Source organism: Clostridium sp. AF21-20LB (genome assembly GCF_003478795.1).
GTDB lineage: Bacteria > Bacillota > Clostridia > Lachnospirales > Lachnospiraceae > Otoolea > Otoolea fessa.
The window spans coordinates 1-12471 of sequence record NZ_QUGD01000024.1 but is presented as its reverse complement, the minus strand read 5'-3'; the positions used below and the strand labels follow the sequence as shown (position 1 = coordinate 12471).

The window sequence follows — 12471 nt, the reverse complement described above, 5'->3', positions numbered from 1 at the left end:
AATATGGGTTCTTCTGTTGTTGAAACAACCGGAAAGAAAAAACTTTCGGGAACTGCCAAGGGTTATATCATCCTGGTGGGTTTGGTAGTGCTTTCCTGGGCGATTTTTAAAGCTTTGACGCCGGGCAATTTTGGTTCTCCGGCCAATATGCTGAGTTATTTTCAGGCCAGCCTGATCGCGACGGTTGGCGCTGTTGGTTTTTACTTTGTTATGGTTATGGGTATGTTCGATTTCTCCATCGGCGCGAACATCATGCTTTCAGCGATTGTAGGCTGTGTATTTGCCTCTCGTTTCGGCATGGGATATGCCGGTCTTATCATCGGCAGCGTGCTGACTGGTACGATTGTCGGACTTTTAAACGGTGTTTTTTATGTAAAACTCCGTATCCCGTCCATGATTGTAACGACGGGTCTGGCTCTTATCTATGAGTCGGTTGCCAACTACATCGCAGGCGGCGTGGAGCAGACGCTTCCGTCCAACCTCCGTGCATTCGGACAGATGCCCTGGAACATTATTCTGGCACTTCTGGCATGTGTGGCAGCTTACATTTTCTTAAATTATACAAAGATTGGGACTTATACATATGCGATCGGCAGCAACGAGTTCGTAGCGAAAAACATGGGTATCAATGTCAATAAGTACAAAGTGCTTGCATTTATTTTGAGCGGCGCATTTTTAGGTGTTATGGCTATTTTGACGATCAGCTATGGTTCCTCTATGGTAGCGGTAACCGGTATGGCGTCGATGAGCCGTAACTTCGTTCCGACGATGGGATGCTTCTTCGGTCTGGCATTTAAGAAATATGGTATGCCGCTGCAGGCGATTGTCATCGGAGAGTTCGTTATCAACATTATTTTCTTTGGTTTCATCGCGATGGGCGCACCGACAGCAATTCAGGACGTTATCACAGGTCTGGCACTGTTAATCATAATCACGCTGACCACAAAAGCGGAAAAAGGCGAGATTGTCAAGTAAATCGAGGGAGGAAATGCAATGAGCGAGGTAAGATTACAGGTAAAAAATCTTTGCAAGTCCTCGGTATCACGAAGGCAGTTCAGAATGTGTCTTTTAATGTCAATAAAGGCGAGGTTCACGCGCTGATCGGAGAGAATGGTTCCGGTAAATCGACGCTGACCAACATGCTGACCGGCATCTACAGTATCGGAAGCGGTACCTTCATTCTGGATGGGAAAGAGATTCATCCGAAGAATCAGGTAGAAGCCAACAACGAGGGTGTTCTATCATCGTACAGGAGTTAGGAACCTTGTCAGGACTTACAGTAGCGGAAAATATATTCCTGGGACACGAAGATCAGTTCGTACATATGGGAATTAAAAATACAAATGCCATGAATAAAAAGGCGACGGAGCTTCTGAAACAGTACGGCTTCGAGCGTATCAAGGCGGCAGACATTATCGACAACTACAATTTCGAGGACCGGAAGCTGGTCGAGATCGTAAAGGCGACCTACTTCAATCCGAAGATTGTTGTCATTGATGAGACGACCACGGCACTTTCCCAGGAAGGCCGTGAAGAACTTTACAAACACATGAACCGCATCCGTGAGAGCGGCAACACAGTCATCTTTATCTCCCATGACCTTCCGGAGATTCTGGAGAAGTCAGATACCATCACGATCCTGCGCGACGGCGTTTACATTGATACCGTCAAGAGCAAGGATGTGACCGAGGACGATCTGAAACGTCTGATGGTAGGCCGTGAGGTAACAGGTGATTATTACCGTGCAGATTACGGTGAGAAAGTATCAGATGAAGTCGTTCTTTCTGTTAAGAACGTGACGGTTCCGGGACTCATCGAGGATGTCAGTTTTGAACTTCACAAGGGCGAGATCCTTGGCTTTGGCGGTCTGTCTGAGTCCGGTATGCATGAGATCGGCAAAGCAATCTTTGGCGCATCCTATGACAGAACCGGTACGGTAGAGCTGGCAGACGGAACGCAGATTAACGATATCCCGAGCGCGATCAAGCACAGCATCGCGTATACATCGAAGGATCGTGATAATGAGTCGGTCGTTTTAAACCAGAGCATTGGCGACAACATCTGCCTGCCGTCCCTGGATTCGCTGGCAAACAAGATTCACCTGTTGAGCGATAAGAAATTAAGAGAATTTTCCAACCAGTTTGCAAAACAGATGTCCGTTAAGATGGTAAACGTAAACCAGTTTGTTTCGGAGCTTTCTGGTGGTAATAAGCAGAAGGTCGTTCTGGCAAGATGGATTGGAAAAGATTCCGATATTGTCGTTCTCGACAGTCCGACCCGTGGTATTGATATTAAGGTTAAACAGGACATTTACCAGTTAATGAACCAGATGAGAAAGAATGGAAAATCGATTATCATGATTTCCGAGGAGCTGATGGAGCTGATTGGTATGTGCGACCGCATCATTATCATGAAGGACGGCAAGATCAGCGGTGAGCTGGAACGTGATGAGGCGATGGATGAGAACAGCCTGATCACGATGATGGTATAAGGAGGATGCAATGGAGAATCAAGTTAAGACAAGTACGGAAAATAAAGAGCAGCAGCTCAAAAAGTTATCAAAAATGACGATGATCCGTTCGCTTCTGCCGATTGCGGGACTGATTATTATCTTTCTTATGTTCAATGCCCTGACGAATTTCCGGATGATGAATAACCTTCCTCTGGTACTTTCCCAGGTGTATGTCACTATGATTTCGGCAACCGGCGTATTCTTTATCATGACGATGGGCGGTCTGGATTTCTCCCAGGGTTCCATCCTTGGTATTGCATCGATTGTTGTCTGCATGGTTTCCAAGACCAGCATTCCACTAGCGATTGTGGCAGGTATCGCGGTTGGTGCAGCGATCGGTGCCATCAACGGTTACTTCTATGTATACCGCAAGATTAAATCCTTCATCGTTACGATTTGTACGATGTTCTTATTCCGTGGATTTATCAAATATCTGACGACCAACGCGCCGGTAGCCGGCTCTGCGATGTTAATCAACTTCGACAGCACTGAATTAAAGCTGGCTTGTACGTTGGTGGTCCTGATTATCGGATTTATTTTATTCCGCTTTACCAAGTTTGGTACTTATTTAAAGGCGATCGGAGCAGGTGAGAAAGCAGCGATGTTCTCCGGCATCCGTACCGACCGCATGAAGTTCCTTATCTACACACTGGCAGGTGCGATCACAGGATTTGCCGCATTTATCAATGTTATCAAGGTTGGTTCGGTTACTTCTTCCGGTGGTAACCAGCTTGAGACCCAGATCCTGATTGCACTGGTACTGGGCGGTATGCCGATTTCCGGTGGTGCGAAGGTACGTTTTGAGAATATCATCGTTGGTTCTCTTCTGTACATCGTCCTGAACAGTGGTCTGACGATGATGGGCTTTACCACACAGATGATGCAGCTCATCCAGGGTGTTGTATTCCTGATATTCGTAGCTGTATTCGCAGACCGTCAGTCTCTGCAGGTTATCAAATAGGACAGACAAAAGCGACATCTGGAGGTTACAGTATGAGGGAGAACAGCAGCCGGAATCAGGGTGGACTTAAATATCAGAAGCTCTACAACTGGGGTCGGACGCTGATTATGAGCGGGGTGCTCCGGAATATGGACAAGTTTCCATCCGAGCATATGCTCCAGAATAAATTTGGATACTCCCGCCAGACGGTCCGCAACGCGCTCGACCGCCTGGAGCAGGACGGGCTGATTGCCCGGGTCAAGGGAAGCGGCACATACGTTTCCTATGCGCCGGAGAAGGATAAGGAAGAACGTCCCCGCATCGGACTGATTCTCAGTTATTTTTCAGATTACCTGTTTCCGCAGGTGTACGAGGGAATCGAGTCCGTCCTGCGGGAGGAAGGTTATGAGATCAGCGTTTCGGTCACGCGTAACCGCTTAAATGATGAGGCCCTGTATCTCAAGGGGATGCTGGGGCGCAATGTGTCCGGACTCATCATCGAGGGGACGCGTTCCAGTTTCCCGAATCCGAATCTGCGGCTTTACAAGGAGATACGGCGGAGAAATATTCCGACGCTGTTTATTCACAATCATTACCAGAATGAGACGTTTGACAGCGTGGAGATGTCGGATGCGCGCGCGGGCTATGAGTTGACGCGGATTTTGATACAGAACGGACATACCCGGATCGGCGGTATTTTCAAATACGATGACTGGCAGGGGATCGAGCGTTACCGCGGCTTTATCGAGTGCCTGTCGGATTTCGGGATCGATTTCCAGGAGGACTGGATCCGCTGGTATTCGACCCGGGATATGGAAGAAAAATTAAGCAAAAAAGGACTCCAGCGGATGTACCGCCGGACGAAGGACTGTACCGCGATGATCCTCTACAACGACGAGGTAGCGGGCAGCTATATGGATTTTTTAAAGGACCGCGGACTGCGCGTGCCGGAAGATATTTCCCTGGTATCGTTTGATGATGCCGGACCGGTGCAGGAGGGGGATCTCACGATCTTGTCCGTGATTCATCCCAAGTACAATCTTGGGCGGCTGACAGCGCGCAATCTTCTGCGGATGATAGAGGATTCGGATTGGCAGGAAAAGAAGTATTCGTACCGGTTTCCGGTGATGTTTAACAACGGAAATTCGGTTCGGGATATACATTGAAAATGACAAGGAGGCAGATTAAAATGAAAAAGTTATACTTTATTGTGGGTTCCCAGGACTTATACGGAGAGGAATGCCTGAAACAGGTTGCAGAAGACAGCCGTCAGATGGTTGCATTCTTAAACGAAAAAGTGGGCGATCTGGCAGAGATCGAACTTCTTCCAACCGTAGAGACTTCTGAAATCTGTATTCAGGATATGCGGAAAGCTTCCAATGATGATGACTGTGTCGGCGTTATCACATGGATGCACACCTTCTCCCCTGCAAAAATGTGGATCAAGGGTCTGCAGGAATTAAGAAAACCGCTGCTTCATTTACATACACAGGCAAATGAGAAGCTTCCGTATGATGAGATCGACATGGATTTCATGAACCTGAACCAGTCCGCACATGGCGACCGTGAGTACGGCTTCATCGTTGCCAGAATGGGTATTCCGCATGAGGTTGTAGCTGGATATTACAAACATGATGATGTGGTAGCAAAGATCCGCCAGTTTGCATCCGTTGCAAAGGCTATCTCCTACTCCAAGTCCTTAAAGGTGGCTTCCTTCGGCAACAATATGCGCGAGGTGGCGGTTACCGACGGCGACCGCGTAGAGAGCCAGATCAAATACGGCTGGGAGTGTAACTATTACGCACTGGGCGATCTGGTTGACATCATCAACCAGGTAACCGAGGAAGAGATCGACGCGAAGATGAAAGAGTATACCGATAAGTATACAATGAAGACCGACCGCATTGATTCTGTCCGCGAGCAGGCTAAATATGAAGTGGGTCTGGAAAAATTTCTCTCCGCGAACGGAATCGGCGCATTCGCTGATACATTCCAGGATCTGCACGGCTTAAAGCAGCTTCCGGGTATCGCAGCACAGAACCTGATGGGCAAAGGCATCGGCTTTGGTCCGGAGGGTGATTACAAGATTTCCGCTCTGTCTGCAGTCCTGATGAAGATGTCCGAGGGCAAAGAGGGAGCAACCGGATTTATCGAGGATTATACCTACGATCTGACTCCGGGACAGGAGTTAGAGTTAGCTTCCCATATGCTGGAGGTTCCGCCGGCATTTGCAGCAACCAAACCGGAGATTGATGTAATTCCGCTGGGTATCGGCGGCAAGGAGGATCCGGCAAGACTGATCTTTGACGGCGTGACCGGCGATGGTATCCAGGTAACGATGGTAGATATGGGCGACCATTTCCGCATCATCTGTGCAGATATTGAGCTTGTAAAACAGCCGAAACCGATGCCAAAACTTCCGGTAGCGAGAATTATGTACCGTCATAAACCGAACTTCCAGATCGGTACGGCTGCATGGTGCTACGCAGGCGGCGCTCATCACTCCGTTGTATCTACCGCTCTGACAAGAGATGACATCGCTATGTTCGCGCGTCTGACCGGTACCGAGTTAATTACAATCGGCGAAGATACGACAGAGGCTGATTTACAGAAATTCTTTATGAAATAATAGGGCGTTTGAAAGATAAAAATTTTTGAAAAAGACGTAACTGCATAAGTTTTTGCCACAACTGTGAAAATAGAATAGTTATGAATGACGGGGCGTGCCGCAGCCAAGGGGATGAAAATTCCGGCGGCGGTGCGCTTTTTGCTACAATGAGGAGGATGGATATGGGCCGCAGTGCGGAAGAGATCAAGAAAGACATAGAGAGCGGAAATACAGCGCTCGGAATTGAATTTGGTTCGACCCGAATCAAGGCAGTCTTGACGGACGGCACGACCGCGCCGATCGCGCAGGGGAGCTATGAGTGGGAAAACCGTCTGGAAAATGGTATCTGGACCTATTCCCTGGAAGATATCTGGAAAGGCTTAAAGGACTGCTACGCGGATCTGGCTGCCGATGTGAAGAAACAATACGGTTTAACGCTTAAAAAGGTTGGTGCGATGGGCGTCAGCGCCATGATGCACGGCTATATGGCATTTGATGCGGACGGAAAACTGCTCGTTCCGTTCCGTACCTGGAGAAATACGATGACCGCCGAGGCAGCAAGACGCCTGACGGATCTGTTTAACTACAATATCCCGCAGAGATGGAGTATTGCACACCTGTATCAGGCGGTAATCAACGGCGAGGAGCATGTATCCCGCGTGCATTTTCTGACCACCTTAGCCGGATATGTACATTGGAAACTGACCGGTAAGCAGGTACTTGGCGTCGGCGATGCTTCGGGTATGTTCCCGATCGACCCGGCAACCGGACAGTATGATGCTGAAATGCTGGATAAATTCGAAGAAATGATGGTTCCGAAGGGATATCCGTGGAAGCTGCGCGACCTTCTGCCGGAGGTTCTGAGCGCTGGCGATGAGGCGGGAACGCTGACTGAGGAAGGCGCGAAGCTGCTGGATGAGAGCGGCAATCTGGAAGCTGGCATTCCGCTGTGCCCGCCGGAGGGCGATGCAGGAACCGGTATGACTGCAACCAATAGTGTGGCAGTCCGCACCGGTAACGTATCTGCCGGAACTTCCGTATTTGCAATGGTTGTTCTGGAAAAGACTCTGGAGACGGTTCACCAGGAGATTGACATGGTAACTACGCCGGACGGTCATCTGGTCGGCATGGTTCACTGCAACAACTGTACCTCCGATCTGAATGCCTGGGTAGGTCTGTTTGAAGAGTTCTATGAGCTGATGGGTCAGAAAACAGACCGCAACACCCTGTTTGGAACCCTGTACCGCAAGGCGCTTGAGGGCGATGAAGATTGCGGAGGACTGATGTCCTACTGCTACCTCTCCGGCGAGCCGATCACCGACTTCGAGGAGGGACGCCCGCTGTTTATGCGCCATCCCGACAGCAAGCTGGGACTGGCAAACTTCATGCGTACCCACTTATACAGTTCCCTGGCAACCCTGAAATATGGTCTGGACATTCTGTTCAAGGAAGAGCACGTGACACTGGATAAACTGATGGGTCATGGCGGATTCTTCAAGACCAAGGGTGTTGGACAGCGTATCATGGCGGCAGCGGCTGACGTGCCGGTATCCGTTATGGAGACAGCCGGTGAGGGCGGTGCCTGGGGTATCGCGGTTCTGGCGGCGTACCGCAAGGATAAGAAGCCGGGACAGAGCTTGTCCGATTACTTAAATGAGCAGGTATTTGCAGATGCAAAGGCGGAGACGATGGAGCCGGATGCAAAGGATGTCGAGGGCTTCAATGCGTTTATGACAAGCTATATCAATGGTCTGGCTGCCGAGAGAGGCGCCGTAGAAGGAAGGTTTTAATCGATGCTGGAAGAATTAAAAAAAGAAGTATACGAAGCCAATATGCTGCTTCCGAAATACGGTCTGGTTACCTTTACCTGGGGCAATGTTTCCGGGATTGACCGCGAGAAGGGGCTGTTTGTCATCAAACCGTCTGGCGTGGACTATGACAAACTGACGCCAGATGATATGGTTGTCATGGATCTGGAAGGAAACCGCGTTGAGGGAACGCTGAATCCGTCCTCTGATACAAAAACCCACCTGATTCTTTATAACCGTTTTCCGAAGATCGGCGGCGTGGTTCACACGCACAGCCCGTGGGCGACTTCCTGGGCGCAGGCGGGACGCGACATTCCGTGCTACGGAACGACCCATGCAGATTATATTTATGGTTCCGTTCCATGCGCGAGAAACTTAAATGAGGAAGAATTAAAGAATTATGAGTGGAACACAGGCGTGCTGATTGCAGATTTGTTTGAGGAGAGGAAGCTCGACCCGATGGCGGTGCCATGTGTGCTCTGCAAGAACCATGGACCGTTTACCTGGGGCAAGGATGCGCATGAGGCGGTTCACAACGCGGTTGTACTCGAGGAGGTTGCCAAGATGGCGGCGCGCTGCGAGATGATCAATCCGGATGTGAAGGAAGCGCCGCAGTGCCTGCAGGATAAACATTATCTGCGCAAGCATGGCCCGGGGGCGTATTACGGACAAGGGAATTGTAGTTACTGGGCACGTATGCGTGAACAGTAACAATTTGTAAAATATAGATTCAAGTATGGAAATAGATGGGACAAGTATGGTATACTTATGTATAGCAGATATAGGAGATACTGGCTATCTATCTTATAAAAATTAGGAGGATATGGGAAATGAAATTTTTTATTGATACCGCGAATGTTGATGAGATCCGTGAAGCGAATGATATGGGTATTATCTGTGGCGTTACCACAAACCCGTCTCTGATTGCAAAAGAAGGCCGTGATTTTAATGAGGTTATCAAAGAGATCACCAGCATTGTAGACGGACCGATTTCCGGTGAGGTTAAGGCTACGACTGTGAAGGCAGAGGATATGATCGCTGAGGGCCGTGAGATCGCTAAGATTCATCCGAACATGGTTGTTAAAATCCCGATGACTACCGAGGGCTTAAAGGCTGTGAAAGCTCTGTCCGCTGAGGGCATCAAGACCAACGTAACCCTGATCTTTTCTGCCAACCAGGCACTTCTGGCTGCAAGAGCAGGCGCTACATACGTTTCTCCGTTCTTAGGCCGTCTGGATGACATCTCCACCAACGGTACAGACCTGATTTACGATATCGTAGAGATCTTTGACAATTATCCGGAGATTTCCACCGAGATTATCTGTGCTTCCACCAGACATCCGATGCACATCATCGAGTGCGCGAAGGCTGGTGCTGACATCGCAACTGTTCCGTTCAAGGTTCTGATGCAGATGGTAAAACACCCGCTGACCGATGCTGGTATCGAGAAATTCAAAGCAGATTATGAGGCTGTATTCGGTAAATAAAGAGAAACAATAGGAAATACCTCTTGAACTTCCGAAAAAAGCATGTTATACTAGGTACGATAACATAATAGACTGACTGGAAAGAGTGGACAAAAAAGTCCACTCTTTCTAATTTCATAGAAAGGTGGTGGGGGTGTGGCAAAGGGAGAGCAGTACGAAGCACGGGTAGAGGCGTGGATCACGCCGGTTCTGGAGCAGCATCAGTTTGAGCTGGTTGATGTGGAGTATGTCCGCGAGGTCGGCGTCTGGTATCTGCGGTGCTACATTGACAAAGAGGGCGGTATTACCGTTGATGACTGCGAGGTAATCAGCCGTCTGCTTGGTGAATGGCTGGATAAGGAAGATTTCATCGAGGACAGCTATATACTGGAGGTGAGTTCTCCGGGACTGGGACGTCCTCTGAAGAAAGAGAAAGATTTTGCAAGAAGCATCGGCAAAGATGTGGAGATCCGCCTGTATAAAGCGATCGACAAACAGAAGGAATTTACAGGAACGCTTACGTCCTATGACGCAGATTCTGTGACAATCACGATGGAGGACGGCAGCGAGCGTACATTTGAAAAATCAGAGATTGCTTTGATTCGTTTAGCCTTTGATTTTTAGACGGTAGGAGGAGATAAAATAAAATGAATAAAGAGTTGATTGAGGCAATAAATCTGCTGGAAAAAGAAAACAATATCAGCAAAGATGTTCTTTTAGAAGCAATTGAAAATTCTCTGCTGACAGCATACAAAAACAATTATGGCCGGGCAGATAATGTCAAGGTAAACATCAACCGTGAAACAGGAGATTTTTCCATCGTGGCAGAGCGTGAGGTTGTGGAGACCGTAGAGGATCCGATGACCCAGGTAAGCCTGGCAGAGGCAAAGCTCTTAAACAGCAAGTATGAGCTGGGCGACATCGTTCAGTTCTCTGTCAATTCCAAGGAGTTTGGACGTATCGCCGTTCAGAACGCGAAGAATGTTATCTTACAGAAGCTTCGTGAGGCAGAGCGCAACGCCCTGTATGAGGAGTGGCACTGCAGAGAAAAAGATATCGTAACGGGTATCGTACAGCGCTATGTAGGACGCAACATCAGCATCAACTTAGGCAAGATCGACACGATCCTGAACGAGAGTGAGCAGGTAAAGGGCGAGGTATTCAAACCGACCGAGCGTATCAAACTGTATGTCATCGAAGTAAAAGAGACACAGCGCGACCCGCGTATTACCGTATCCAGAAGCCATCCAGATCTGGTAAAACGCCTTTTTGAGTCTGAGGTTGCCGAGGTCCGAGACGGTACCGTAGAGATCAAGGCGATCGCACGTGAGGCAGGTTCCCGTACGAAGATGGCAGTCAGCTCCAACGACCCGAACGTCGATCCGGTCGGTGCATGTGTCGGCTTAAACGGCGCGCGTGTCAGCGCGGTTGTCAATGAGCTGCGCGGTGAGAAGATCGATATCATCAACTGGGATGACAACCCTGCATTCCTGATTGAGAACGCGTTAAGCCCGGCAAAGGTTATCCTGGTTGCAGCAGATGAGGAAGCACGCGAGGCACAGGTGATCGTTCCGGATTACCAGCTTTCTCTGGCAATCGGTAAAGAGGGGCAGAATGCACGCCTGGCAGCCCGCCTGACCGGCTTCAAGATTGATATCAAGAGCGAGACACAGGCAAGAGAGTCCGGTCTTTTAGATGAGCTTGAGAGCGGTTATGAGGAAGGCTTCGAGGGCTACACCGATGACCCGCTGATCAGCGTGGCAGAGGAAGACGCAGCCGAGGCAGCAGAAAATGAGACGGCTGAGGGCACAGAAGAGCCGGCAGCGGAGCAGGAATAATCCTGACAGATAATGTGCGGGGATGCTGATTTCGGGCGGAACGAGCAGATTTGGCAGAAAGAAAGCAGCAGAACCGGGATTTGACAGAAATGGAAGTGATAGACAGTGGGAGCAAAGAAAGTGCCGCTCAGACAGTGCATCGGATGCGGAGAAATGAAGAGCAAAAAAGAAATGATCCGCGTTTTAAAGACAGCCGACGATACGATCGAGATTGACGCGACAGGCCGTAGGAATGGACGCGGCGCCTACCTCTGTCCTCGATGGACTGCTGGAAAAAGGCGGTAAAGAGCAAAGGACTGGAGCGGTCGCTCAAGATGGCGATTCCGAAGGAAGTCTATGAGGCGCTGGAAAAGGAGATGGAGCAGTTTGGAGAATCGTAAAAAGGTGCTGAATCTTCTGGGACTGGCGACGCGCGCTGGTAAGACGGCAAGCGGCGAGTTCATGACCGAGAAAGCGATCAAGAGTGGAAAAGCGTATCTGGTGATCGTTTCAGAAGAAGCGTCAGACAATACAAAAAAGATGTTTGAAAATTCATGTGCATACTACAAGGTTCCCGTGTACCAGTTCGGCATGAAAGAAGAGCTGGGACACGCGATGGGAAAAGAGATGAGAGCGTCTCTGGCCGTTTTGGATTCCGGTTTTGCAAAGGCGTTAAGAGAGAAGTTAGATGATTAACGCTTTTCTGGGCGGGCTCTTTTAGGAGCTTATGCAGAACGGGAAGGCAGTGCCGGAACGGAGGTAGCAAAACATGAGAGTTAATGAGTTGTCAAAACAGATTGGCAAATCAAATAAAGAAGTTTTAGAGATACTGCAGAAAAATCATTTTGACGTAAAAAGCCATTCTTCCAAGGTGACGGAGGAACAGGCAGAAGCAGTCAGATGTTTCCTTGCAGGAGCAAAGAGACAGACGACAGCGTCAAAGACAGATACAGGAAAGGCGGAAACAAATCGAGTGGAAGATATAAAGAAAGAGCCGTTAGAGGCAGAGAAGAAAGAGGCGGAGAAGACAACTGAGCCGCCGAAAAAGCGGATTGCAGCGGTTTATCGTCCGCAGAACAGCGTACAGAGAGGAAGCCGTCCGGCAGGCAAGGCCAATACAGGAAACGCAGCCAAGACCGGCGCACCGGCAAGCCGTCCGGCAGCAGCAAGTGCAGAGCAGACCGCAGAGCCGGCTAAGAGCGCAGCTCCAGCGGAGAACCGTGATGGACAGAGAAGCGGCTATCAGGGAAACCGCGACGGCCAGAGAAGCGGCGGCTATCAGGGAAACCGCGACGGCCAGAGAAGCGGCGGCTATCAGGG

Annotated in this window: 13 protein-coding genes and 1 pseudogene; all 14 read left to right on the top strand. The window is 49.5% G+C overall.

What is annotated here, in order from left to right; genetic code table 11:
• Window positions 1–3 precede the first annotated feature (3 nt).
• On the top strand, window positions 4–975 hold the full coding sequence (locus DWX76_RS11135; protein ID WP_107000588.1) for an ABC transporter permease: 972 nt from the start codon (window positions 4–6) through the stop codon (window positions 973–975).
• 50 nt (window positions 976–1025) lie between these two features.
• Entirely contained in the window at window positions 1026–1259 is a 234-nt protein-coding gene (locus DWX76_RS14540; RefSeq protein ID WP_243022552.1) for an ATP-binding cassette domain-containing protein, read from the top strand.
• A 5-nt stretch (window positions 1260–1264) separates the two neighbouring features.
• Entirely contained in the window at window positions 1265–2491 is a 1227-nt protein-coding gene (locus tag DWX76_RS11130) for a sugar ABC transporter ATP-binding protein (RefSeq protein WP_243022551.1), read from the top strand.
• Window positions 2492–2501: 10 nt separating this feature from the next.
• The gene (locus tag DWX76_RS11125) at window positions 2502–3473 is read left to right on the top strand and encodes an ABC transporter permease (RefSeq protein WP_107000586.1); all 972 of its coding nucleotides are present in this window, start codon (window positions 2502–2504) and stop codon (window positions 3471–3473) included.
• A 32-nt stretch (window positions 3474–3505) separates the two neighbouring features.
• On the top strand, window positions 3506–4618 hold the full coding sequence (locus DWX76_RS11120; RefSeq protein WP_107000585.1) for a GntR family transcriptional regulator: 1113 nt from the start codon (window positions 3506–3508) through the stop codon (window positions 4616–4618).
• A 23-nt stretch (window positions 4619–4641) separates the two neighbouring features.
• Window positions 4642–6081: an L-arabinose isomerase gene (araA, locus tag DWX76_RS11115; protein WP_022358939.1), complete on the top strand. Its 1440-nt coding sequence runs from the start codon at window positions 4642–4644 to the stop codon at window positions 6079–6081.
• 161 nt (window positions 6082–6242) lie between these two features.
• Window positions 6243–7850: a xylulokinase gene (locus tag DWX76_RS11110; RefSeq protein ID WP_118570687.1), complete on the top strand. Its 1608-nt coding sequence runs from the start codon at window positions 6243–6245 to the stop codon at window positions 7848–7850.
• Window positions 7851–7853: 3 nt separating this feature from the next.
• Window positions 7854–8579 carry an L-ribulose-5-phosphate 4-epimerase gene (locus tag DWX76_RS11105; protein WP_118570686.1) on the top strand — a complete coding sequence of 242 codons (726 nt, stop codon included), beginning with the start codon at window positions 7854–7856 and terminating at the stop codon, window positions 8577–8579.
• 119 nt (window positions 8580–8698) lie between these two features.
• Window positions 8699–9355 (top strand): fructose-6-phosphate aldolase, encoded by a 657-nt coding sequence (fsa, locus tag DWX76_RS11100; RefSeq protein ID WP_107000581.1) that lies wholly within the window; start codon window positions 8699–8701, stop codon window positions 9353–9355.
• Window positions 9356–9490: 135 nt separating this feature from the next.
• Window positions 9491–9958, top strand: coding sequence for a ribosome maturation factor RimP (gene rimP, locus DWX76_RS11095; RefSeq protein ID WP_118468290.1), 468 nt, complete (start codon window positions 9491–9493; stop codon window positions 9956–9958).
• A gap of 23 nt (window positions 9959–9981) precedes the next feature.
• A complete protein-coding gene (nusA, locus tag DWX76_RS11090; protein ID WP_118524502.1) occupies window positions 9982–11172 on the top strand; it encodes a transcription termination factor NusA in 1191 nt (396 codons plus the stop codon).
• Window positions 11173–11325: 153 nt separating this feature from the next.
• Window positions 11326–11552: pseudogene (locus DWX76_RS11085) on the top strand (YlxR family protein).
• Window positions 11539–11847 (top strand): L7Ae/L30e/S12e/Gadd45 family ribosomal protein, encoded by a 309-nt coding sequence (locus DWX76_RS11080; protein ID WP_107000578.1) that lies wholly within the window; start codon window positions 11539–11541, stop codon window positions 11845–11847. Before DWX76_RS11085 ends, DWX76_RS11080 begins: the two are co-directional and overlap by 14 nt.
• 73 nt (window positions 11848–11920) lie before the next feature.
• Window positions 11921–12471 (top strand): translation initiation factor IF-2 N-terminal domain-containing protein (locus tag DWX76_RS11075; protein ID WP_182427367.1); only part of this gene is annotated, 551 nt, incomplete at its 3' end.

Excerpts from the sequence above, each read along its gene's own strand:
- fsa (WP_107000581.1), top strand. The coding sequence starts at position 8,699 with ATGAAATTTTTTATTGATACCGCGAATGTTGATGAGATCCGTGAAGCG.
- DWX76_RS11110 (WP_118570687.1), top strand. The coding sequence starts at position 6,243 with ATGGGCCGCAGTGCGGAAGAGATCAAGAAAGACATAGAGAGCGGAAAT.
- DWX76_RS11125 (WP_107000586.1), top strand. The coding sequence starts at position 2,502 with ATGGAGAATCAAGTTAAGACAAGTACGGAAAATAAAGAGCAGCAGCTC.
- DWX76_RS11135 (WP_107000588.1), top strand. The coding sequence starts at position 4 with ATGGGTTCTTCTGTTGTTGAAACAACCGGAAAGAAAAAACTTTCGGGA.
- DWX76_RS11105 (WP_118570686.1), top strand. The coding sequence starts at position 7,854 with ATGCTGGAAGAATTAAAAAAAGAAGTATACGAAGCCAATATGCTGCTT.
- nusA (WP_118524502.1), top strand. The coding sequence starts at position 9,982 with ATGAATAAAGAGTTGATTGAGGCAATAAATCTGCTGGAAAAAGAAAAC.
- DWX76_RS11120 (WP_107000585.1), top strand. The coding sequence starts at position 3,506 with ATGAGGGAGAACAGCAGCCGGAATCAGGGTGGACTTAAATATCAGAAG.
- araA (WP_022358939.1), top strand. The coding sequence starts at position 4,642 with ATGAAAAAGTTATACTTTATTGTGGGTTCCCAGGACTTATACGGAGAG.